15 protein-coding genes and 1 pseudogene are annotated in these 24,798 nt (G+C 33.9%); 11 read left to right on the top strand and 5 right to left on the bottom strand.

Annotation, left to right across the window (positions count from 1 at the left end):
• Positions 1-811: 811 nt before the first annotated feature.
• Together TX86_RS17520 and TX86_RS17515 are read left to right on the top strand one after the other, a co-directional pair.
• Positions 812-1,423, top strand: a complete 612-nt coding sequence (locus TX86_RS17520) for a hypothetical protein (RefSeq protein WP_042350898.1) — start codon at positions 812-814, stop codon at positions 1,421-1,423.
• A 465-nt stretch (positions 1,424-1,888) separates the two neighbouring features.
• Entirely contained in the window at positions 1,889-4,195 is a 2,307-nt protein-coding gene (locus TX86_RS17515) for a DUF2135 domain-containing protein (RefSeq protein WP_042350897.1), read from the top strand.
• Positions 4,196-4,257: 62 nt separating this feature from the next.
• On the opposite strand, the gene TX86_RS17510 is transcribed toward TX86_RS17515, so the two are convergent.
• On the bottom strand, positions 4,258-5,136 hold the full coding sequence (locus TX86_RS17510) for a hypothetical protein (RefSeq protein ID WP_042350896.1): 879 nt from the start codon (positions 5,134-5,136) through the stop codon (positions 4,258-4,260).
• Between the two features lie 521 nt (positions 5,137-5,657).
• On the opposite strand from TX86_RS17510, the gene TX86_RS17505 reads away from it, so the two are divergent.
• The gene (locus TX86_RS17505; RefSeq protein WP_042350894.1) at positions 5,658-8,510 is read left to right on the top strand and encodes an Ig-like domain-containing protein; all 2,853 of its coding nucleotides are present in this window, start codon (positions 5,658-5,660) and stop codon (positions 8,508-8,510) included.
• A gap of 208 nt (positions 8,511-8,718) precedes the next feature.
• Positions 8,719-12,942, top strand: coding sequence for an S-layer homology domain-containing protein (locus TX86_RS25880; RefSeq protein ID WP_052343728.1), 4,224 nt, complete (start codon positions 8,719-8,721; stop codon positions 12,940-12,942).
• Positions 12,943-13,021: 79 nt separating this feature from the next.
• On the opposite strand, the pseudogene TX86_RS17495 reads toward TX86_RS25880, so the two are convergent.
• Positions 13,022-13,503 (bottom strand): annotated as a pseudogene (locus TX86_RS17495) (molecular chaperone HtpG); the annotation flags it as partial.
• 151 nt (positions 13,504-13,654) lie between these two features.
• On the opposite strand from TX86_RS17495, the gene TX86_RS17490 reads away from it, so the two are divergent.
• The 4 genes from TX86_RS17490 to TX86_RS17475 are packed head-to-tail and all read left to right on the top strand — an operon-like array spanning position 13,655 to position 16,316.
• Complete coding sequence (locus TX86_RS17490; protein WP_042350891.1) at positions 13,655-14,896, top strand: ArnT family glycosyltransferase; 1,242 nt, start codon at positions 13,655-13,657, stop codon at positions 14,894-14,896.
• Between the two features lies 1 nt (position 14,897).
• Entirely contained in the window at positions 14,898-15,605 is a 708-nt protein-coding gene (locus TX86_RS17485) for a glycosyltransferase family 2 protein (protein ID WP_042350889.1), read from the top strand.
• A gap of 13 nt (positions 15,606-15,618) precedes the next feature.
• On the top strand, positions 15,619-15,957 hold the full coding sequence (locus TX86_RS17480) for a DUF2304 domain-containing protein (protein ID WP_042350888.1): 339 nt from the start codon (positions 15,619-15,621) through the stop codon (positions 15,955-15,957).
• Positions 15,954-16,316 (top strand): EamA family transporter, encoded by a 363-nt coding sequence (locus TX86_RS17475; protein WP_042350886.1) that lies wholly within the window; start codon positions 15,954-15,956, stop codon positions 16,314-16,316. Before TX86_RS17480 ends, TX86_RS17475 begins: the two co-directional genes overlap by 4 nt.
• 59 nt (positions 16,317-16,375) lie before the next feature.
• Here the strand turns inward: TX86_RS17475 and htpG are convergent, their stop codons facing one another.
• On the bottom strand, positions 16,376-18,247 hold the full coding sequence (gene htpG, locus TX86_RS17470; RefSeq protein ID WP_042350884.1) for a molecular chaperone HtpG: 1,872 nt from the start codon (positions 18,245-18,247) through the stop codon (positions 16,376-16,378).
• 195 nt (positions 18,248-18,442) lie between these two features.
• Between htpG and TX86_RS17465 the strand changes: the two genes are divergently transcribed.
• Positions 18,443-19,429 (top strand): nuclease-related domain-containing protein, encoded by a 987-nt coding sequence (locus TX86_RS17465; RefSeq protein ID WP_042350883.1) that lies wholly within the window; start codon positions 18,443-18,445, stop codon positions 19,427-19,429.
• Positions 19,430-19,590: 161 nt separating this feature from the next.
• On the opposite strand, the gene TX86_RS17460 is transcribed toward TX86_RS17465, so the two are convergent.
• Complete coding sequence (locus tag TX86_RS17460) at positions 19,591-19,833, bottom strand: YkuS family protein (protein ID WP_042350882.1); 243 nt, start codon at positions 19,831-19,833, stop codon at positions 19,591-19,593.
• Positions 19,834-19,966: 133 nt separating this feature from the next.
• Here TX86_RS17460 and TX86_RS17455 point away from each other — a divergent pair, with 133 nt between their 5' ends.
• Entirely contained in the window at positions 19,967-22,843 is a 2,877-nt protein-coding gene (locus TX86_RS17455; protein ID WP_042350880.1) for an S-layer homology domain-containing protein, read from the top strand.
• Between the two features lie 289 nt (positions 22,844-23,132).
• Positions 23,133-23,534, top strand: a complete 402-nt coding sequence (locus TX86_RS17450; RefSeq protein ID WP_042350879.1) for a cation transporter dimerization domain-containing protein — start codon at positions 23,133-23,135, stop codon at positions 23,532-23,534.
• Positions 23,535-23,604: 70 nt separating this feature from the next.
• On the opposite strand, the gene TX86_RS17445 is transcribed toward TX86_RS17450, so the two are convergent.
• A complete protein-coding gene (locus TX86_RS17445; protein ID WP_042350877.1) occupies positions 23,605-24,234 on the bottom strand; it encodes an HD domain-containing protein in 630 nt (209 codons plus the stop codon).
• Positions 24,235-24,798: the final 564 nt, after the last annotated feature.

Raw genomic sequence — 24,798 nt, 5'->3', positions numbered from 1 at the left:
AAAAATGATTCGGATTCATTAGTTGAATTGAAATGGGAAAACATAGTTATAACTAGAAGTCGATTATCAAAATTGAACATCCTCAACCTTCACAGAAATACAGCAGTTAGGAGGTTTATTTGATTATGAAATGAAAGAAAAGAGAAAGAACTAGACGTGGTATTTCTTATTGTCGAAAGTCAATCAAACCAAAAGGTATAGAAGATGAACTGGATAGTATTCTTTATCAAGAAAAGGTTATCGCTGAATACTGCGAATATGACAACATAAAGCTAATGACATTGGTTATTCAGGAAGAACGCAGTTACGCCCTGAATTAGTTGAAATGTTAGAGTTTCTGGAGACTAGTGGTATTTTAGTGGATGTCATACTTTTATATACATTGATCGATTAAGATGGTTGCATTATTAGTAGTTTATTTTACAAGACTTATAACTATAGCATTTATAATTCTTGTTGTGAAATATGTTTTCTTATAATCCGCTTTTGTACTTAGTATAAAGGGGATTTTTTTAGTGATTTAGATTTTAATAAAGAATTCATCAATTTAATGGTTCTGTTTTAAATCCGCTTAATAGTGAATGGTGGTTTTAAGAAGAGGGAACTATAAAAAAAATGTTTGTGGTATTTACATTAATTACCTATTGATGCATTGCGTTACTAGTTGTATATTAATTAAGGTTATTTAAGCGGAATTGGATTGTTTTTAAGCGGGATAGATTTGGTTGCTAAGCGGAATTGGGTTGGGTTTCGAGCGGAATCAATTTGATTACCGAGCGGAATTGAGCGGTTTGAAAGGAGATGAAAACTTATGAAAAACGCGTATTACTTTTTAAATGATGATGTCGTTGCTGTATGTGTAGGGAATGAAAACAATATACATAATTCATTTGTTATAGATGCAGAGGATTTAGATAAGATCGATAATTTCACACAAAATTTCTGGTCCTATTATAATAGAAAAAATAATCCCGGAATACTTTGTAAAAATGGGTCTAGAGAGTTTAAATTATCGAGACTTTTAATGAACGTTATTGATAAAAAAGAAAGAGGTAAGTTTGTTAAACATGTAAATGGCAATATTTTTGATTTGAGGAAAAAAAATCTTGTTTTAGTTCCTAATCGTAAGAATGATTTGGAAGAGGAGAATGATTTTATAGAATGTTTAGTCCCAATGAAAGAACTAATAACACTTTATTTAGAAAAAGAAAGTGTTAAAGAAAATGAAAAAGAGATCCTAGAGGCTAGTCTAGAATCTCAAAAATCTACTACCGTAACAATCGATAATATAGAGACATTTAGGAAGATGTCTATTACTATTGGTAGTACAAACTTGGTTTCTGAACCATTAATGGATTCGGAAATTGAAAAAGTAAACGAGTTGTTTAAAATTCTAAATACCAAGTTCCTGGTTAAATCATAAAAATTTATTATTAATTTGTCAAATTCGCTCTTAAATAACTAATTAATTTGAATCTATATAAAGGCAGCTCGGTAGTATCTTTTATTATGATATTATCGGGTTGTTTTATTTATTATATTTATAATAAAATTCATTCCAAATTTAAATGTTTTAATGCATATTTGTTTTGATTTATTTTAACTCTATCATTAACTCCAGCAATAGTAGTTTCAAATTGACGGTGAGTAATAGTAGTAGAGGGTCCTATAACAATTAGAAAAATTACCTTGTTAATCATCATTGTTAAACAGATATAAAAACAAAATGTGCTTATTAACATTTTTGTATAAAAAAGGTTAATGCGGTTTAAATAGTTAGAAAATTATGTATAATTATATCGGGTCTAATTTCCTTTTGTTTGGAATTAAAGGGAAGAATAATAGGTTATTAGTCCAATAATTTAATAGAGAAGTGAGGAATGGATGAGTGATTAGAGGATTAAGATTAGCGTTAGCATTTTTGTTGGTGTTCTCTCTTGTAACACCTTCATTAGCTAATGCGGAACAAAGAACGGCTCCAGATGGTTTTTATGATGTAACATCTCTATCGTATAAGTCGGTAGGTGAGTTTCAAGCATCGTCCAACAAAGCTAGTTTTTTCATAGGAAATTGGTATTTATTAATTGGTGGTCAAGTTATTAAAGCTAGTGATGTTGTAACGTTAACAGATGCTCAATTAGCCAGTCGTATTATGACATTAGCACAATTTGAAGCATCGAAACAGGTAAGTATATCTTCAACAGGTGAGATTAAGAAAGTAGATGGGAATTCATCTCCGAGTGTAATTGAGCATGCAGGTACATATGGTGGTACTCAAGATGCTCCACATGTATATGATGGAGATGTAACGGTGAAAGCGGCAGATGTAACACTAAAGAATGCTATTATTAAAGGTGATTTAACGATTGCTTCTTCAGTTGGGGAAGGAAATGTTCACTTTGATAATATAAAAGTAGAAGGTCAAACCTATGTAAAAGGTGGAGGAGAGAATAGTATTCATTTCAATGACTCTACTTTAGTAACCATTATTGTAAATAAAAATAATGGTTCAGTTCGAGTAGTAGCTCAGGGACAAACAAGAGTGGACGAAGTGAAAATAGAGTCTCCTACTATTCTTTTTGAAGAGAATTTAACAGGTGATTTTGATGGGTTTACAAATGTATTTTTATCAGAAGCATTACAGAACACATCTGGTAATGTGACATTAGAGGGACGTTTTGATACAGTCAATTCAATTGCGACAAACGTGAGAATTAATCTTCCAGCGAATTCTAGTATTGATTCGTTAGCACTATCTGCTATTGCTTCTGTTCTAGGAGAAGGTGCAATTCGTCTTCTTGAAGCTTCTGGAAGTTCAGCAGGGTCATCAATTGAAACGAAACCACAAAATGTTGTTCTAGACATTAATGGGCGTGATATAACTGTTGGTGGGGAGAGTATTACAGAAGGATACACAGGTACTTCTTCAACAACGCTACAATCTATAGCAGTAAGCCCGTCATATATAGCGGTTCATCTAGAAGATCCTCTAACGAATTTAACAGCAAATGATTTTGATGTTAAAGCAACAATTGATGGTGAAATTATTCAACTAGATGATTTACAGTACGTTCCGACGTATAGAATGTTCTTTTTTAAACCTATTAAAATTACAAGTAGTAATATTGGTAAAACTGTGACGGTTACTGTAACACCTAAGCCAGTTTCTATCGATGGAACAAATGTAACCCGTGTTATAGGTCATAGTGTTCAAGGATCGTTTAAGGTGGCAACAGGATTTAGTGGAAGAATTACAGATATTTATGGTAAAGGCATTTCAAATTTACGCTTAAGCTTTACAAGTAATTCAGATCAAGCTGATGCTGTTACTGACGCAAATGGTTATTATTTCGTTTATACTGCTCCAGGTGTATATAATGGTACGATAAAAGGTAGTGGATACGTTGATACACCAATTACTACAGCAGTTGCAAGCTCTACTTTTGAAACACAACAAAATGGAACAATAATTCGAGCGGCAGCTAGTTCTGAGTGGAAAATCATGCTTGAGTGGAATGGCTTAGAGAGTGATGTAGATTCCCACTTTACAGGTCCAGGGAATAATGGAGACGGGTTCCATGTGTATTATGCGAATCGTGATTATTCAGAAGGGAATATTGAGTTAGTTGATTTGGACTGGGATGATGTGGATTATTATGGTCCAGAAACTACTACTGTTCGTCAATGGAAAGATGGAAGATATGTGTTTTATGTACACAGATTTTCTCGTGATACAGCCTTATCAAATTCAGAAGCAACGGTAAAAATATTCAAGGGTAATGCCACGCATCCTGAATTTACATTCAAAGTTCCTCAAAATTCTGGTGATCGTACTATTTGGGGAGTATTTGAATTAGAAGTATCAAATGGCGGCGAACAATTTGATTTGAAAACACTTGATATGTTTGGATCAAAAGCGATGTGGTTTACTAAACCAAAAGAGTCAGTAGAGTATTATATTGAATTTATGAATTCATTGCTAGTAAATCCAGCTACTTCACTTAACGCAAGAGCAAAACTTCCAGCGATAATTGCAGAGGCAGAAGCAGCTCGTTCATTAACAAAGACTACAGATATTGTTGAGTCATTGCAGAAAGTTTTTGATCAATTGACTGAGTTGGGGTATTTTTATAGAGATGATTATGAATGGGGTTATCTGGATACTAATAGAGATTATTATAGTGAATTAAATTAATTAGTCATAGTATGTTGATGCGCAGATGAGAATGAATGAAGATCATTTTCATCTGCGTTTTTTTATTCAGTTACCCAGTAAATCGCTCCTAAATCTTGTATCATTAGCGAGTTTGTTAAGTAGACTGTGATTAAATCACGACCTAACGATTCTTGCGTATAAGTGTATTGAGCTATACCTTCTGCATTGGTTAGTATTTCAACTATTATATCTTTATTAGAGCTCCCAGTGGGTGCATCGATGTTGAATGTTATAGGTATACCAGCTGTTTTTTGACCAATATCAGCTTTTAGTGTTATCGACTTTCCTACTTGGGCTTGAACTGGATGTAGTAATGTTATGGATGTAGGTGCTGAAGGTATAGTTTTGAATTTACCGATTATCGTATTATTAAGTCTAACGATGTATTCTCTTCCATCCTGTTGTAAAGCTGTTGTAAGGATAACGGTTTTATTATCAGTGTTTTTCGTGCTTGTTTGTACTACATTAAGACCTTCGATAGCAAAGTATAAGGATGATAGGCTATTTATTGTTTCAGAAAACGTTACCTCTACGGTTGTTTTATTGAGAGATTTTATATTGATTACTTTAGATGCTAATGTCGTATTGGCGATTACTGATAGATCAATGTTATTGATAGTTTCAAAACTATATAAAGGTATAATAGAGCGATTAATTGTAGCATCAGTTGAGAATAACAAGTGTTTCGCTTGTAATACATTAGTACCTACTAAGACATAAGTATCATTATGAAGAAGTAATGATATTTTTTCTTGTGTAGATAGTAGTTGAAACAAATTCATACTCGTATATTTCTTAGTTGAAATGTTGTAGAAGCCAGGTGGAGTATCTGCGCTTGAAGCCTGGACTTGTATTTGAGGTGCAACGGCTACCGCTGCAATTGTTACAGTGGCTGCGGTGAATAATAATTCTTTTTTCATTTCAATAGATTTCCCTTCATATATACTAATAATAAAATACCATAAAATAGATATTTTGTATTGTATTTACATATTGTGTGCCTGTATATAACAGTTCTAATTATTGCTAACTAGATTAGTTAGGAGTAGTTTAGGAGATTTATATTCTAATTGCTAAATAACTAAGAATGTAAATTTTATTATTTTGACCTATAGCTAATTTATTTCTGGTGTATTTTACATATAATGTTTATTTTTAAAGGTTGAAGTAGGGAGGTTAAATAATGAAGAAAAAGTGCTAGCCATTCACGAAATCGTATAGATTGAGTATGGTAGTGCTTTTTTATTATGTAGTAAGTTGTATAGAGTGTTTGTGATATATCGAAAATTATTGATGAATTTTGAATAATAAATGAATAACATTCGAATGCATAGGAACTTTAGGGATAAATGGCTAAACTTTTGGTAATCGAGGACGATAAAAGACAATATATGGGCTTTTTGTAGTACTTCATAATGTTAAAGATAAGGAGGATATAACAATGAAAAAGAAAAAATACATAATGTCTTTAGCTCTTGCATGTGTTCTAACCTCTTCTACTATTTTAAGTGGAACTGGTATTTTTCATTCAGAAGCAATCGCTGCAACAAGCGGAGACTATGAAGCACCAAAACTAGTAACACCAATCGGAATTGTTGGTGACTCAAGAGATTACACTATTAAAGGAGCATTAGATAGAGAGGCAATAGTTAGGGTAGTTATTTATAATAATAATAATATAACTAATGGTATAGAACTTACGTCGACTGAAACACCAAGTAAAGAATTTGAAGTTAAAATTCCAAAACAGAAAGCAAATACAAAAATAACTTTCGAATTTATTGGTACGGATGAGGATAAAAGTACCTCTTGTGAAATAGTCACTGTTCAAGATACTACACCTCCAGAAATCAAAAGAATCGATCAAATATCTGATACTTCCAAATATGCTACAGGAAATGTTAGTGAACCAGGGGTTATGACGGCTACTTATGGTAACAAAACAATAGGAACAGTTATGATAACAGAGGCAAATAGAATTTCGGATAATAAATACGAATTTAGTTTAGAATTAGATTCTTTTTATAAAAAAGGGGATGTATTAGCCTTTCAAATGAAAGATAATGCTACACCTTCTTTAGAAAGTAAAGTTGTAAATGTAACCGTCAAGAGTGATGGAGATGAACCTTCTTTAGTTACTACACCTATAGTTACAAATAATTCGACGATAGTGGAAGGAAAAGTTAACAAAATAGCTTATGTACAGTTATTTGTTGATGAAAAACCATTAAATGCTAACCCGTTTTTAACAGATAAGGATGGGAATTTTAAAATGCCTATTGCTAAACAACCAAGCGGGACGGATATTAAAATTGTTATTAAGGATGCAGCAGGAAACTTTAATACGGATGAAATTATAGTAACAGTAACAGATGTAATAGCCCCTATTATTACTAAAGTTGATGAAATTTATGACACTACTTCAATTATTACTGGTGAGTCGGATAAAGAAATAGAATCTGTAAATGTAGAAATGTATAACTCAACCTCTAATGAGTGGAAAGTAGTAACTACAACTTTCACAAATGAATTAAAGGATGACATTTATAAGTTGGCTATTACTTTAGGGGGAAAATTACCAATAGGTACAAAAATAAAAATAGTTGCAGAGGATAGTAGTAGCAACAAAAGTAAAGAATATATAGCTATTGTTAAGGATGATCTTAGAGCACCGAAGTTAGAAACTACACTTAGTTTAGTAGAAGGTCAAACGGTGATAAATGGTAAATTGAATAAGAAAGGAACAATAGAAGCGGTAATTGATAAGGAGACTATTCTTGATTCAGGTATTTCTGAACCATTGCCTACTAAAAAAGATGGTTCATTTTCGATAAATGTAAAATCACTGATTGCTAATAAGAAAGTAACTTTTATTTTTAAAGATACAAAAAGACCTACTCCTAACCAAACGAAGCTGGTTGTCACTGTAAATTCTAAAGCAGATAATGAACCACCAGTGGTTGTGGTGAAGGACATTTTTAATTCAAGTAAAGTTATTAGTGGGACTGTCAATAAGCCGGGGGTTGTAACAGCTACATTAGGCAATCGAGTGCTTGGTAAAGTCACAGTAAAGGAATCTGCTCGTGATAAAAATGGTTTATATCCTTTTACAGTTTCATTGAAAAATGTTTTGAACCAAAATGATATTGTTACTATTCAAGCAGTAGATAATTTGAAACCTCAGCAAGAGAGTGAGGTTGTGCATGTTACAGTTAAAAAAGACACAACACAACCTACATTAGAAGTAACACCAAAAATTACGGATCAAACAACTAGTATAGTAGGAAAAAGTAGTAAAGAAGCTACTGTTCAATTGTACGCAAATGATAAACCACTACTAAAGAATTCTGCGAAAACAGATGCATTAGGAAATTTTAAATTTACTATTAAAAAACAAACTATTGGAACAAAAATTAGTTTTGAATTAATAGATTTAGTTGGTAATAAAACGAAAAGTGATGATGTAATAGTTAAAGATGGTGTACCTCCTGTTATTAAAAAAGTTAATGCTGTTTATGACACATCTACAGTTATTGAAGGTGAGCTAAGTGAAGCTGGAGAAGTTACTATGGATATTGGTCAATCAAAAGTAACAAAAACAACTGATAAAAATAGAAAATTTACATTCTCACTAGAGAAACTATTGCCGAAGGATACCCCAATAACCCTTACCGCTATGGATAGTGCTGGAAATGTAACGAAAAAAGCGACAGTTATTAAAGTAAAAGCTGATACTACTCCTCCGAAATTATTGGAACCAAAAACAATAGTTATTGATGATACGGGAGATAGTGAAGTTACTGGAAAAATAGATGAAGCAGGTACAGTAGATGTGCTTGTGAATGGTGAATCTATTTTACAAGATAAAAAGCCCGTAAAGATTGGAAATAAAGGTTTGTTTACTGTAAAAGTACCAAAACAACCAGCTAATACAAAGCTTATTTTCCTTTTTAAAGATAAGAGTGCAAAAGGGAATGTATCTAAGAAAACAGTTGTGGTGAAAGATGCTACGCCACCAGTATTAGAAGAGCCAACCCTCACTAAATCAGCAGATGAAAAGTATTATATTGTTAGTGGGAAAGTAAATGAGAAAGCTTCCATTAAAGCTACAGATGAAAATGGAAAATCCTTAGGTAGTGCGACTGCTAAATTAGATAATGATGGAAAATACCAATATTCTATCAAAATTAGTATACCTAAAAGTCCAAAACCACCGATAACAAAAATCACCATTACAGCTAAGGACTCTGTTAAAACAAATGCTCCAGCTGTAAAGACCATTAATGTAAATTAAATGTTTTACATAACACACCTGTATCTGAAATTTTTGCAGGTGTGTTTTTTAATAGTACATTGTACAGTATCAAGAATTTATGCCGATAAAAATAAGAGGAAGAAAGATGGTCTTGAGAAGGATTTGTTTTTGTTACTTAGGACATTTTCTGAAAATATGAATAAAAGTCCTTATTAACTATTAGGAAGTGAAGGGAGAGAAATTTTGAATGGCTAAACAATCTAAAAGAGTATATAAATTCATGGCATCATCTGTTAGTGCTACTCTAGTAGCAACTGCGGTTGCACCAATCGGAGCAATGGCTGCATTCACAGATGTCGGTCCTTCATATAAAGAAGCGGTTAATTATCTAGCTGAGAGAGGAATACAAGGTTTTTCACCTAAAACATTTGGTGTTTATAAAGATATAAAGCGTGTTGATGCAGCTGTGATGTTTGCAAAAGCTTTAAATTTAAATCCTTATGGAGCTCCACCATCTGGATTTACGGATGTACCTGCGAGAGCAATACCGTATGTAAATGTACTTAAAGCAGTTGGAATTATAAAAGGGGTATCGCCAACTCAGTTTAATTCGCACAGTCTAATTTCGCGTGGAGAAATGGCTTTAATGATTCAAAGAGCATATAATTTGAAAGGTTCGGCTAATATGCCATTTACGGATGTTCCAAGTTACTTTAGTAGTGCCGTTTCAGCTTTATATGACTATCAGATTACTTATGGAGTTTCTTCTACATTGTTTGGAACTAGCCATCCAGTGAAACGTGGGGATTTTGCTAATTTTTTATATAGAGCTAGTAAGGTAGGTAAGTATGATCCTAATAATCCATATGAACCTGATAAACCAACTAAATTTGGAATAGCTAATGCCAAATATATATCAAGAACGGAAGTTGAAGTAACCTTCTCGACAATGATTGATTCTGTAAAGGTGTATAACTTTGTTATTGATGGTGCGAAGGTATCCAGTGTAAAACTAGCAAATGATAAGAGAACTGTTACATTAAAGGTGGATAGTTTAGATTTTGATGAAACTTATACGGTAAAAGCAGAAGGAATTTCAGTTAATAAAGAATTACAACCAGCTACCTCTGCAACATTTGAGTCTGAACCAACTCCTCCAGCATTGGCAATATCAACGGCTAAGTTTGTAAGTTTAACAGAAGTAGAAGTTACCCTTTCTAAGGCAGTTGATAGTGTTAAGACAGAACACTTTAAAATAGATGGAGTCAAAATTAAGAGTGTTAAATTAGGTCCTGACAAGAGAAAGGTTACATTAACTGTAGATAAGCTTGAATATGGTAAGAACTATGAAATTAGTGGAGAAGGTATTACGATTGATAAAGAGATACAACCACCATTTTCAGCAACCTTCTCAAGTCCGGCAGCTCCTCCAGGACCAAAAATTACTGAAATTAAATATGTAAGTTTAACAGAAATTGAAGTGAATTTTTCGAAGGCGCTTGATAGTGTTAAAGCGGATAATTTTATAATAGCTGGGGTTAAAGTAAAAGGTGCGAAATTAAGTGCGGATAAGAAAAAGGTTATTTTAACGCTTGATACGTTAGCCCATAGTAAGATTTATGAAATAAAAGTAGAAGGTATTACAGTTAATAAAGAAGTGCAGACTATCACTCCATCCTTTTTCACAACGCCAGCTGCCCCAGCGGGAGCAATGATAACAGGTGTGAAGTTTGAGACATTAACATCAATTGAAGTCTCATTTGCTAATCCAATTGATAGTGTGAAACCAACAAATTTTAGCATTGATGGCGTAACAATCAAGAGTGCGAAATTAAGTAGTGACAAAAAGAAAGTGACGTTAACACTTGATGTATTACAACATAGTAAGACCTATACTGTGAAAGCTAATGGGCTTACTATAAATAAAGTGAAACAAGGGGCTTCTTCTTATACATTTACAACACCAGCTGTTCCACCAGGAGCGACTATTTTAAAAGTGAACCCATTAAATATACAAGAAGTAGAAGTGACATTTACAAAAGAGATTGATGCTGTGAAAGTAACGAATTTTAGCATCGAGGGATTGAAAATTAAATCAGCTAAACTGAAAGAAGATAAGCGTACTGTTTCTTTAGTAATTGAAGGAATGAATTATGATACTTCATATTTGATAAAGGCAGAAGGAATCACAGTAAATAAAGTTAAACAACCGTTATCATCTGATAGCTTTACAAGTATAAAGCCACCAGCTAATGCCAAATTAACAATTGCTGAAGCAACGATGGTTAGATCGAATGAAGTGGAACTGAGATTCAATAAGTCAGTGGATTCCGTTAAACCAACTAATTTTTATATTGAAAAAATGGGAGCTGATGGGAATGAAGAAATACCAGTTAAGGCTGCCAAAGTACAAAGTGATAAGAGAAAAGTAACTATTACTACAACAGACCCATTAGAATATGGTAAAAAAAATTATAAAATTAAGGCTTTAGGGATTACGGCTAATAAAGTATTGCAATCAACAGCAGAGACGGATTTTTCATCACCGATGAACCCTGATGGTGGTTTTTTGGATATTAAAGGTGTTAAATTTTTAGGGCAAACTACCCTTGAAGTTACATTATCTACTGAAGTTGATAGTGTGAAGGCAACGAACTTTAGGGTGGAAGGAAAGAAAGTAACGGCAGCTAAATTAGCCAAAGATAAACGAACAGTGACACTTACAGTAACAACTTTAGACTTCGATACAGAATATAATCTGATAGTAGAAGATGTTAAAGTGAATAAAGACACTCATCCACCTGCTTCTAAGTCGTTCAAAACTCTTCCTATGAATGAGGTTTGGGGAATTAAGACAAGTGTAAGTGAATATGTTACAAAGCCTGATAAATCTACAGAAAGACAAATTACATTCCAATTAATAAATAAAATTACTAAAACGGTGGAAACAAAGGTAAGTGGATTTGTAATAGAGCTTTCGACAAGTGAGGGGCAATTTGATAAACGTCAAATAACGCTTACTAAGGGGACAGCTAGTGCAATATTAAAGGTACCTCCGGTTTCGGAAGATAAGGTGGCAAGGGTAACAGCTAAAGTTGTAGATACACCTTTAGCATATGATTTCTTGGAGAATTATTCTGAAGTCATGGATGTTCCTTTATATAGTACGTTTAATGGTTCATTTAATATTATTGGAGTAGTTGGTGTCAAAGATGCTCTTGTAGAGAAAGATAATGATGGAAACATTATTGAAGTATATGACAAAATCATTGTCACTTTTTCAAAAAGCTATAAGTATGAACTTGCTAATAATTTGGCCAACTTCAAGTTAAATAATAAACCTTTTGTGAAGGCGACGGAAGATTCTCCTGAGGGCAGTTATATTGCAGGTGCTAAGTTAGATTTTAAGGATAATGATAATAATTTAGATAACGGATTGGAAATTATTGAAATTTATTTAAAAACTAAAGGCGTTAGTGAAGATTTAAAGTTGAAAAAAGGCGAGAATTTATTGGTGATTAACGACAGTCTGTTATCAAATGATAATGTTATTTTATCTGGTGATACAATCAAGTATTTTTCTACGGAATTTGATATATCGAATAAGTTAAATGAAGTAGGTGTACACACTTTCCAAGATCCTTTATATGTTTATACAACTGGTCAGTTCGTAACATATGGTCCTTCAACAGGTGGTTTGAGTGAAATTGAAGGAGAAAGAGTATATATTAGAAACCCAAAAAATGAAGATAACCCTGAAAATGAAAAACTTAAACGGATTGATCTAAGAAATCTTGTATTCTATAAAGGTTTGACTGTAGAAGCGAAAGCAGAAACTTTTAATATAAATGAACAAGTAAGTGTTTATAATACGTTAGTTTTTGATAAATCTACTGTTAATTTTACAAGTACTATAAATAATAAGAGTAAGTTGAATGATGTTGAAATAAAAGATGCTAAAGAGGGGGTAACATTTAGTAATATAGCAAATGGCTCTGTTGAAAATATGATCATTAACACGGAAGCTCCGGTCACATTAGAAGGCAACTTTAAAAATGTGAAAATTATTAACAAGAAAGCGCATGTTATAATAAGAGGAACTGTAGATAATTTAGAAAATAATGTTAGTAATTCGGTGGTTGAAGTCAATGGAACTGTTAGTAATATTAATGTGAATAAGAATACTGAATTAGATGGAAGAGGAAGCATTGATAATGTAAATATTAATGCCAAGGCAGTGGTAACGGTTCATACTAAAATTAAGAACTTTATTACTAATGCTGAATCTACAATTAAAATTGATGCAGTTGGGCGTATTAATGAATTAATTGCAAATGAACCAACTACATTAATGGGGATTAGAGGTTCTTATGGAACCATTGATGTAATTAAAGAAAAAGTTCTTGGATATGTAATAGATGTAGATGATAAGTTTATTGATGCGGTATTAGTTGATTCAACAACACCATAAATTAAAAACCAAAAGAGTTATAGCTCATGTTACTAAATTGCTATAGCTCTTTTGGTTTTATTCTGTTAATACCTTATCCTTATACCATCACCTGACAAATATCATTCGTAAATTGAACAGGGGTCTGAGTTGGTAAACCTACAATCAATAATGCTTGATTGTACAGTATAGGTGTATACAGTTTAACTTTTTCCTTATCCTCTTGTGTAAAGGCAGTTTTAATTGATTGGAATACACTATGGTCCATATTGATTTCCAATACTTTATTCGCTTTTACTTGCTGGTTATTCGGCATCGCATTTAACACTTTTTCCATTTCAATTGAAACGTTACCTTCTGCAGTTAAACAGACTGGATATGATTTCAAACGGTTTGGTGCTTTTACAGCACCAACTTCATCATCTAGCACTTCTTTCATGAAGATAAATAGTTCTTTGTCTTCTACCTTTTGGGTATCTTCAATACCAAGATTTCCACACTTGAAACGGATTTAATGTCTTTTTCATCGTATTTCATTAACATTTTTACTACAAACTCATGAATGCCTTCTGATATATACAGATTTTTGGTATCTACTAATAATATTCTAGAATAATTCATTTTAATTATTAAATATACAATATGTAAAATATCATGATAAAATAACAAGTGGCTTTATTTTGAAAAAAGCCAATATTATTAGTTTGTATTCGATATTTAGAAAGGTGAAGTTATGAAGGGAAGTACAAGAATAATTGTCCCGTTATTAATAGTTTTAGCTGCATTCATTCTTAGAATTACTATTTTAATAAAGTATGGTTTGGATTATACGCTTGATAGTGACGATGTTGGGTACGTTGGTAGTGCACAAAGGTTACTAGAAAGTGGTATGCTCACGTATCATTTTGAAGATATTCCAACTGTTCATTTGATGCCAGGTGAACCTTTTATGTTAGCAGTGATTTTTAAAATATTTGGTCTGGAATATGGCATATGGGCAGCGAGAGTTGTACATATTGTAATAGGTTGTATGACTATAGTCGTTGCTATGAAACTGGCAGCTCATTGGGTTGGAGAAAGATGGAGTTGGATTGTCGGTATTTTGGCAGCAGTATTTCCTCCTTTTATTCAAGTAGATAATTTATTACTTACAGAAGGACCGTATACTTTAGCGACGTTAATGCTGATTTACGGGACGATTAAACTGGCGGAGAAGCAAAATAATCGTTGGTTCTTTTTTGTGATGATTACATATTTTGTTGCGTTGTATTTCCGTGTGAATATTGCGTTATATCCATTGGTCTTATTTCTATATCTCTTAATTAAGAAATATCCATGGAAAGTGTTTAAAAGGCAAATCATTATTAGTATTGTAGCTTTGCTTGTTGTTATGGGGCCATGGTGGATTCGCAATTATATGGTTTTTGATAAATTTATACCGATGACTGGCGGCTCAGGTGATCCGTTGCTGCTAGGTACTTTCCAAGGAGAAGGCTATCCAGGTGGTAGTTATCAAACATCGGTTGCTGAAGCAGAGTCTAGGTCTGAAGAGACAGATATACTTGGAAGAATGCATGAGCGAAAAGTAGAAGCGCAAGAGCGTATGAAGGAATGGTGGGAAACAAATCCTCAAAGTATGCTCAAAAGCTACTTATATTTAAAGCCAATCGAATATATGAAGGGAATCTTCTATTGGAAGCCTGTTTTTGATATTCCTCTCGACACGGTGGTGAAATGTTATCAAGTAATATTGATAACAGGTATTGCTGGATGGTTAAGTGTGGGACTCATAAAGAAATACCGTGCTGAAATGATTTTAATAATGGGGTATGTTTTTATCAATGTCGCTTTGAATAGCTATTATTTTGCGTATCCGCGATATAACTATCCGTTAGTTATTCTTTGGATGATTGGTGCTGTCTTTCTTATATATTGGCTCAAGAAACTGCTGTTATCTAGAAGGGTGAGTGAATAGGATGGAAAGAGAAGTTCTACTAATCATACCTGCTTATAATGAAGAAGAAGCAATTGAAGAAACGTTAGAACAAGTACTTGCTTATCAAAAGCAGGAGCCCTTTTTTGATGTAATAGTTATAAATGATGGCTCTACTGATCGTACGGAAGAAATACTAGAACAGTATAGTCGTAGAATTCATGTTGTTAATCTTCCTCATAATCTTGGGATTGGAGGGGCGGTTCAAACGGGCTATCAATATGCTGAACAGCATCGTTATGAGTGCGCGGTTCAATTTGATGCGGATGGCCAACATGTAATTAGCGAACTGAAGAAAATGTATGAAGTAATGAAATCGAGTCATGCCGATATGATTATTGGTTCTCGTTTTAAAGAGAAGACATATTACAAAGGAACTGTGGCGAGAAGAGTAGGAATTGGATTTTTCACGTACTTTATTTATTTGTTTACACATGTGAAAATTATGGATCCAACAAGCGGTTTTCGTATTAAAAGTCGTCGCGTCATTGAACACTTTGCAAAGGATTACCCGAGTGATTACCCTGAACCGGAAGTAATTGTAACAGGCTGTCGGAAAGGCTGGAATATTCAAGAGATTAGTGTTGAGATGAGACCAAGACAAGGGGGGTTTTCATCCATTCATTCCTGGAAAACCATATATTATATGATGAAAGTAAGCTTTTCTGTGCTCAAAGAATGGCGTAAATAAGGAGGATGATTACATGAATATATATATCCTTTCCATCATTATTATGTTTTTTGTTTACGTGATTATTTGGAAGAGTGTAAAACGTGGAAGATTAGGAGTTAGGGATTCAATATTATGGATTCTTCTAAGTCTTGGAATGGGATTATTAGTATGGCAATATAAATGGCTAGATTGGATTGCGGACAAGTTTCATGTAGGTTACGCCCCGTCATTGCTATTCTTATTAGCAATTATATTATGCCTCATGTTTATTCTAGACTTAACGATGCGTTTAAATAAATTACAAAAAGAACATGTGATATTAGTGCAAAAAATCGCATTAATGGAAAGTGAATGGAAGGAGAAAGAATGATGCTTCCATATGTATTATTATTTATGAATATTTTGCTGCTGGTAGGCGGACAATGGTGCTGGAAGCTAGCACTAGAGGGGAAAGTAATCAGTGGCTTACAGGATATATTGGGATTATTATTAAATCCGATGTTTATTAGCGGTATTGGGATGTACGGTATTGGAACGATTATTTATGTACTTGTACTAAGTAAACTGCCTTTAAGTGTTGCTTATCCGCTACAAAGCATTGCCTATGTATTAGGAATGTTCTTGGCTTGGATGGTTTTTAAGGAGAATATTACATCATATCAGTGGATTGGTATTGTATTGATTGTATGTGGTGCGATTTTTATCGCGAAAGGTGCACCGATACAATAAAGTATTATAGAAAAAGCGAAGATAGAGAGTGATTCACTCTTTATCTTCGCTTTTATTTTTTACACCATTACCTGACAAATATCATTTGTAAATTGAACAGGATCTTGGATTGGTAATCCTTCAATCAATAATGCTTGGTTGTACAGTAGGTGTGTATACAATTTAACTTTTTCTTTATCATCTTGTGCATAAGCTGACTTAATAGATTGGAATACACTATGGTCCATATTAATTTCCAATACTTTATTCGCTTTTACTTGTTGATTGTTTGGCATCGCATTTAACACTTTTTCCATTTCAATTGAAACGTCACCTTCTGCCGTTAAGCAAACTGGGTGTGATTTCAAACGGTTCGATGCTTTAACAGCCCCAACTTTACCATCTAGCACGTCTTTCATGAAGGCAAATAGCTCTTTGTCTTCTTCTTTTTCTTCTGTTTTGTTTGTATCTTCAATGCCAAGATCTCCGCTTGAAACGGATTTGAATTCTTTTTCATCATATGTCATGAGCATTTTCACTACAAATTCATCAATATCTTCTGTTAAGTATAAGATTTCGTAGCCTTTGTCCGATACTAATTCTGTTTGTGGAAGCTTTTCGATACGCTCAACAGATTCGCCTGTCGCATAGTAAATATACTTTTGATCTTCAGGCATACGAGATACATATTCTTGTAATGTAACGTGCTTCTTCTCTTTAGAAGAATAGAACATAATTAAGTCTTTTAGTACGTCTTTTTCTTGACCGAAGTTATCATACGCACCAAACTTTAATTGACGACCGAAAGATTTGTAGAAAGCTTCATATTGCTCGCGGTCATTTTTCAGCATGCTTTCTAGTTCTTTTTTGATTTTCGTTTTAATGTTTTTCGCGATGAATTTTAACTGCTTGTCCTGTTGCAGGATTTCACGCGAAATATTTAAGGATAGGTCTTCTGAGTCGACCATTCCTTTAACGAAGCTGAAGTAGTCTGGTAGTAAGTCTGCGCATTTTTCCATGATTAGTACGCCATTTGAGTAGAGCTCTAAGCCTTTTTCGAATTCTTTTGAGTAATAATCAAATGGAATGCTTTCTGGAATGTACAGAATTGCATTGTAGCGAATGCTTCCATCTACTTTTACATGAACGTGTCGAATAGGTTTATCGAATCCGTAGCGTTTCTCTTGGTAGAATTGCTCGTAATCCGCATCTGTTAGTTCGTTTTTATTCTTCTTCCAGATAGGAACCATACTGTTGATTACACGTTCTTCTGTTACTTGTTCATATTCATCTTCGCTGCCTTCTTTTAGACGGCTTTCTGTTACATCCATTTTAATTGGGTAGCGGATGAAATCAGAGTACTTCTTAATGATTGATTGAAGACGATAAGATTCTAGGTATGCATCATAGTTTTCATCTTCTGTGTTTTCTTTTAGTTTTAAAGTGATGGTTGTACCAACAGAATCCTTTTCACAAGGTTCGATTGTATAGCCATCTGCACCTGCAGACTCCCATTTGAATGCTTCTTCGCTATCAACTGCTTTACTGATAACAGTTACTACATCAGCAATCATGAAGGATGAGTAGAATCCTACACCAAATTGACCGATAATATCATAGCCATCTTTCAATTCGTTTTCACTCTTGAATGCAAGCGATCCACTCTTGGCAATAGTACCTAGATGCTGTTCAAGCTCGTCCTTTGTCATCCCGATACCTGTATCTGTAATTGTTAATGTGCGATTTTCTTTATCAGCACTTACTTTAATATAGTAATCATTTTGGTTAAACGAAATGGATTGATCTGTTAGTGCCTTGTAATACATTTTATCAATGGCATCACTAGCATTTGAAATCAATTCACGTAAGAAAATTTCCTTCTGAGAATAAATAGAATGAATCATCATATCCAATAAACGTTTTGATTCAGCTTGAAATTGTTTCTTCTCCATGTTCATTTCTCCTTCCAAAGACAGGTTATTTGTTTTATTTTAGCACTCTCTTTAGTGGAGTGCTAATGTTTAATTAACATATTTTAGGGAAGGTTGTCAATGAGAATGATATATAATTTGAGCTATGGAATCTTTGTGGTATCGGTTGCAGAAAGGACACTTTTATGGGATAAATGAGAGTATGGAGGTGATAACTTGATAAGAAAAGAAAGAAAATTGCCGATTATGATACGGAAATTGGAGGCGCTACAACGAAGATTACCTATTAGCCATCCGGCAAGGAAAAAAGTAGATGAAGAACTAGCAAAGTGCTATGCAGGCTTTCGAGGCGAGTTATCAATTGACTACCAGCTATCTTTTTTAGAAGGAGAGTATGAAATATTTCATGATATCAGGATTCCATTTAGAGAAAGCTCCTTCTTTCAAATGGATATTTTGTTTGTTACCACTCGATTTCTACTTATCATTGAAGTAAAGAATATAGCTGGAATACTATTCTTCGAACCAAACTTTCATCAGTTGATTCGTACAATGAATGAGAAAGAAGACATTTTCCCCGATCCAATCCTTCAAGTAAAGAAACATATGTTTCAACTCCAAGCATGGCTAAAACATCATCAACTTCCACTTCTACCTATTGAGGCGCTCGTCGTTATTAGTAATCCCTCAACTCTCATTAGAACAAATCCTCATTACGAAAATATTTATCGAATAGTAACACACGCTGCTAATCTCCCTACGAAAGTTTCTACTATTAATAGCAATTTCCAAAATGAATTATGGACGAAGAAGGATCTCTGTAAAATGCTGCGTCTTGTGCAAAAAGAACATACGGAAGCTGATTATGATATCCTAAACCGCTTTCAGATTGCCTCATCTGTGCTTCTAACAGGGATACTGTGTTTAGACTGTCATGATGCTGTTTTAATGAGAAAGAGAGAACGTTGGTTATGTCCGAGGTGTGGAAAATCATTTAAGAATGCACACATACAAGCCCTTATGGATTACCGGCTGTTGATTGGACCAACCATTACGAATGAACAATTGCGGAGTTTTCTTGGTATATCATCAGTGAATAAAGCTTCAAAATTGTTAGTTTCATTAAATTTACATTCATCTGGGGCTAAGAGAAACAGAGTTTATCATCTATCTTTGGATGAATTAATGCGTTATTTGAGTTAAGGAGAATAAATCACGGGATAGGGCGAATAAATTGGTAGTTAAGGAGAATAAATCACGGGATAGAGCGAATAAATCGGCTGTTAAGGCGAATAAATTACAAGATAGGGCGAATAACAGCTACGAGTAGAGGAATCGCAGTTGGATAAACTGCGATTTCTTCTTTATTGCAAGCGACTTTCAACTTCTTGACATACTTGGTCAGCTGTTAGACCGTCTGCATTGATGACAGGACCTTGCATGGATGTGTCCTGCATTCCCATCACGTTTTGATCCAATCCAGAAATGACACAACAATCACAGTTTTGAGTGTCATGCTCTTGTTTTAATTCTATTACATCGTGTCCTTTATCGCGTAAAGCTTGTTGTACAGATGATAATGATTGTTCAACACCGATTTTTGCCATGTAATCCACCTCCTCTTAATAAATTGTCCAGAAATAGTAGAAAATATTATTTGTTAATTTAACCAATAATGGATAAATTTATGATAATGTTAAAAGGACAATTAATTTATTCATAGTAGGGGGGAATATTTTCATGGCTTATCAAACGAAGAGATTCCATAAATTTATATCAACTGCAGTAACTGCAGGATTAGTAGCTTCTGCAGTAGCTCCAATTGGTGCAGCGGCTGCTTTTAAAGATGTTCAACCACAATATAAAGAAGCAGTGGATTATGTAACTTCTAAAGGAGTTCAAGGTTTTTCAAATACGGAATTTGGTGTGTACCAATCTATTAAGCGTGTAGATGCAGCAGTCATGTTAGTGAAAGTATTAGGTTTAAATATAAATAATGCACCTGCATCTGGATTCAAAGATGTTCCGCAGCGAGCGGTGAAATATATCAATGCTCTTAAAGCTGCAGGAATTACAAATGGGACAGGCCCAACCACCTTTAATTCTGACGGCCTTATTACAAGGGGAGAGTTAGCGGTTTGGATTCAACGAGGGTATAAATTGAAGGGTTCTTCATCTATTGCATTTAATGATGTACCTTCTTATTTAAAAGGTCCAGTATCGGCACTAGTAGAAAACAATGTGACGAAAGGACTTAATAGCACGACATTTGGTACACAGCAAAATGCAAAACGAGGTGACTTTGCTAACTTCCTATTAAGAGCGAGTAAAGCAGATCCGAATAATCCAACTGTCCCTCCGACTCCCGCTCCTGAGCCAGTAGTTCTGCAAGAAGTGAAAGCGACTTCAAGTAATAAGGTGGAACTAACATTTTCACAGCCAGTCGATTGGGTAGATAAAAGTCAATTTAAAGTTCAAGGTGCAACGGTCACTTCAGTCAAGTTAAGTAGTACTAGCTATAATAAGGTGATTTTGACAGTAAGCGGATTAGAATATGATAAGAGCTACAAAGTTACAACTAGTGGGTTAAAGTCCAATGGAGCAGAGCAATACGGTTTAACTGGTACTTTCCAATCAGTAAAGGCAAGTGAAGCCTTATCCTTATCAATTACATCTAAGTCAGGAGTTGTTCAGAGTAACAACTCAACACAAACGGAAATAAAGTTTCAATTAAAAGACAAAACGACAAATGATATAGATACAGATGCGGATAATATCGTATTAGATTTAAGTGCTTCTTATGGTTCATTAGGAAGTAGTAAAGTTACGATGCAAGATGGTGAAGCGACTGTTATATTAACAACTCCGGCGAGTAATTCGGATGTAAGTTCGACCATTACAGCTAAGGTTGTTGATACGCCAAGTAATTATAAAACCTTAATTAATGATATGTCTAATTCACATTCCTTATCAATTAAAGCTACTGCTGACCGCACTCCTTTCACTATTAATAGTGTGAAAGGGTATTTAAATGGCAATAGTCCGGATACAATTGAAATTACGTTCTCAGAAGGTGTGCAATATAATGGCGGAAGTAATGATGCGACTAATATTTCTCAGTATACCCTGAATGGTTATTCTTTACCGTCTTCATCTTCTATTAAGGTTAGGGACGGTAACAACAATCTGAATGATGGCTATGAAATAGTAGTTATTACACTACCAGATGGTACTTTATCTCGTTACAATTATTCATCGAATACAATCACAGTTAATAAAAACCTATTATCTTATGATAATACACTCATTTCTGGAACAACTGAAAGAACCTTTTATTCAGATGATTATGGGTATAGTGATGACCTTAGCTATGCAGGAACATCTAATGGAAGCATTACAGTAAGACCGACTGGTTCCTCTTATATTACATATGGTCCAACAACAGGAACGAGGACTATTAAAGGTGATTTAACGATTGATGGAAGTGCTTCTAGCTCTATTAATCTGAGAAATATTACGGTAGAGGGTAATCTAATTATTGATACACCGAATGCATCGGTGTCATTGGACTCGTCTGTTAGAGTAACAGGAACTACAACGATTAAAAATTTATCATCTTATAGTTCTTACGGGTTTACGAATAATGGTCAGTTAGGAACAGTATCGATTGACACATATGGATCCGTAACATTAGGTGGTTATATACCTACAGTTTATATTAATCGATCCTCTACTGTAACAGTGACAGGTTCTATTACCAAGATGTATGTGAATGCTAATCTTACTTTAAATGGAACAGGTACTGTTTATTCCTTTGAGGGAGCTTATGTAGGTTCTATTACTGGTACGAATCCATCCATCCCTAATAATAATGATCGAACAAGGGCAATTGCAGCTTTTCAAGCAGAGGTTAAGAAAGTAAATGACAAACAGCTAAATACTAATCTCTATACAGTAGAATCTTGGAATGCTTTGCGAATAGCTCTTGATTATTATGTATATGATAAAACAGCATGGGAAATCAATCAGGCAACGATAGCTATACAGACGGCTTTTAATGGTTTGAAATTGAAGGTTGATGATAGAGTATTATTAGATGCATTATATAGAGCAGCTTTTAATAACGATGGAACCGAAGTACTCGCAACGTTAGAAAAGTTAGGTATTAGTGGAATAGTATCTGCAAATGTAGGAGCATATGTTTTGAAACTGAATATGTACCTTCCTTCTAAGGAGTACGTTCAAACAATCGTTACGGATGTGAATAATCAGGTAAGTGAAACAATTAGAACTGAATTACGTTTAGAGGCTTTAAAATATGAGAGTTCAAGAGTCATTCCGAATATAGTAATTCAAAGCAATCTGATTACAGACTATGTTAAGCCATTAGTAATAGGGCAGACTCCAAATAATGATATATCCGTTACTATTAGTGGAAAAGTAGATCCAGGTAATTATATTTCTATTGATAGCACAGGGAAACAAGCTACGTTAAATAGACAAGCACCTGTTAATGCTACAGATAATACTGCGTTAATTACATTAACTTTTGCAAAGGGAAATGAAACGTTCACTAAAGAAGTAACGGTGACAGTTCAGCCTGTATCTGCACAGTAATAGAGTAGTAGAAATGCCGATATTATGTTGGCATTTCTTTTTTTTGTTAGATAAGAAAGTATATAAATTTGTGCGGTGTCTAGCTCCAGAGCCCAGCGACTAGTAGATTTCGCCCATCTCCCTACGATAAGTCAACATCGAATCGGCTACCGGCTCTTCGTGTTTCCTTTATCTCAGTCGAAGTGCTCCAATCTATACGTCGCAAAACAGGCGCTTGCGCTTTTTTTGTTTAGTTGTAATATTTTTACTACTTATGCTAACATTAACATGTATAAATTTGGGGGTGCGTATGTTGAAACAGCTGAAAGCTTTAACGTTGACTGTCGGTTTGGCATTAGTCTTGTCTGCTTGCGGTGGCGGTGAAGAAGAGAAGAAAGAAACAACACCGAAGCAGGAAAATGTAAAAGAGACTGCTAATATGACGGACAAGTTGGATGTGACAAAGTCTGATGAAGACATGAAGAAAGAGATTGCGAAAGAAAAAGGGGTTTCACAAATTAGTTTAATCGTGACAGAAGATAGCGGGAAAATGGTTCTACTAGATTTCGAAGTGAGCGCTGATATGAAGAAAGAACAAGCGAAAGCGATTGCGGAGAAATATGGTAAGAAGCTAAAAGAGAAATATAAAGAGTATAAAATCGATATTCAAGTAAAACAAGGTGGAACAAAGTTAGAACAGGTAAAACTGTAAAAAGTGGATTAAGATAAATGATTGGATAGAAGTTTATATATTTCTAGAAAGATAAGAAGCACTAAGCTCATCATGAGCTTAGTGCTTCTTTCGTTATCTTCCTCACATTAACCGTAGAAATCATATCCTCATCAACCATTTCCGTCAGAACGTGCTCAAGGAAATAATCAACGCACTTCAAGTCTATATCTTTAATCGCAATAACAGAATCACGATATATATCGACAAAAGCAGGTTCTGCATTACCACGCTGAATTTCAGTAAATGCCTCATAAATCTGATCGACCTTATCGGCAACAGCTAAAATCTTACCTTCAACCGTATCATCTTTACCTTCTTTCAGCTTCTCATGGTAGATGGCTTGAAATTCCTCTGGAAACTCTGTTTCGATAAACTTGGCTGTCATGCCTTCTTCTACTTTTTGTAGCATGGTACGAAGTTCAGGTGTCCAATATTTAACGGGGCTTTTAATATCACCGATGAATATTTCTGGATAATCGTGATTTAAAGCTTTCTCGTATAATAACTTCCAATCAATGGTTGTACCATTTAGTTCTTCCACTGTTCCAAGAAACTGAGCATATTGTGCCACCTTGAAAGAATGACTTGCAACAGTATGTCTTTCAAACATAAACTCTCCTGGACAACGTTCGATTCGCTCTAACTTTGTTAAGCTCTTAAAATATGTGTGAATTCCCATTGCAAACACTCCTTCTTTCTATATTAATAGTTTCCATATATAAAAGTTTCTTGTTATCATATCGTATTTTTATAAAAAATGACATCCCTTAAATCGTTGATTTTGTTTATATAGCTAAATTGATATGAGAATAGTGGTACGTATATTTAATTTCCATATTATATGAATAATAGGAGCTACTTGTAAATTTGAAAAATGAATTAAGTGAATTTTATATTTATTTCATATTTATTTCACAATTCAACTTGTGATTTCTTGAATAATTTTTAAATAATGTTATTTTCTCTCTTTTTAATGGGATTTTTCGTCTGATTTTGGTTTGTTTTAGTGAATTATTATGAAGAAATTTCCCTTTTTTAATTTTATTTCAATATAGTGTATAAAAAGGATTTCACTTAAATGTAACAAATGTTAGAAAAATAGATTTAATATAAACATTTAATTTTTTTAGTATAGTGTGTATAATGGGGTTGTATTTGAAAAACGCCTATAAACAAGGGTTGTTATCTAAAAACTACAAAATAATAAAAAATTTAGATAGTAATTAAAATCCGAAACAATAGG

The sequence above is a fragment of the Bacillus massiliigorillae genome (genome assembly GCF_000380245.2).
Taxonomy (GTDB): domain Bacteria; phylum Bacillota; class Bacilli; order Bacillales; family DSM-1321; genus Bacillus_AD; species Bacillus_AD massiliigorillae.
Note: the sequence above shows the minus strand (reverse complement) of the source record. Positions and strands in the feature narration are given on the sequence as shown.

Bases quoted from the DNA above. Each gene is read 5' to 3' on its own strand.
- TX86_RS17485 (WP_042350889.1), top strand. From the start codon at position 14,898: ATGGAAAGAGAAGTTCTACTAATCATACCTGCTTATAATGAAGAAGAA.
- TX86_RS17480 (WP_042350888.1), top strand. From the start codon at position 15,619: ATGAATATATATATCCTTTCCATCATTATTATGTTTTTTGTTTACGTG.
- TX86_RS17490 (WP_042350891.1), top strand. From the start codon at position 13,655: ATGAAGGGAAGTACAAGAATAATTGTCCCGTTATTAATAGTTTTAGCT.
- TX86_RS25880 (WP_052343728.1), top strand. From the start codon at position 8,719: ATGGCTAAACAATCTAAAAGAGTATATAAATTCATGGCATCATCTGTT.
- TX86_RS17455 (WP_042350880.1), top strand. From the start codon at position 19,967: ATGGCTTATCAAACGAAGAGATTCCATAAATTTATATCAACTGCAGTA.
- TX86_RS17510 (WP_042350896.1), bottom strand. From the start codon at position 5,136: ATGAAAAAAGAATTATTATTCACCGCAGCCACTGTAACAATTGCAGCG.
- TX86_RS17460 (WP_042350882.1), bottom strand. From the start codon at position 19,833: ATGGCAAAAATCGGTGTTGAACAATCATTATCATCTGTACAACAAGCT.
- TX86_RS17520 (WP_042350898.1), top strand. From the start codon at position 812: ATGAAAAACGCGTATTACTTTTTAAATGATGATGTCGTTGCTGTATGT.
- TX86_RS17450 (WP_042350879.1), top strand. From the start codon at position 23,133: ATGTTGAAACAGCTGAAAGCTTTAACGTTGACTGTCGGTTTGGCATTA.
- TX86_RS17505 (WP_042350894.1), top strand. From the start codon at position 5,658: ATGAAAAAGAAAAAATACATAATGTCTTTAGCTCTTGCATGTGTTCTA.
- htpG (WP_042350884.1), bottom strand. From the start codon at position 18,247: ATGGAGAAGAAACAATTTCAAGCTGAATCAAAACGTTTATTGGATATG.
- TX86_RS17475 (WP_042350886.1), top strand. From the start codon at position 15,954: ATGATGCTTCCATATGTATTATTATTTATGAATATTTTGCTGCTGGTA.
- TX86_RS17445 (WP_042350877.1), bottom strand. From the start codon at position 24,234: ATGGGAATTCACACATATTTTAAGAGCTTAACAAAGTTAGAGCGAATC.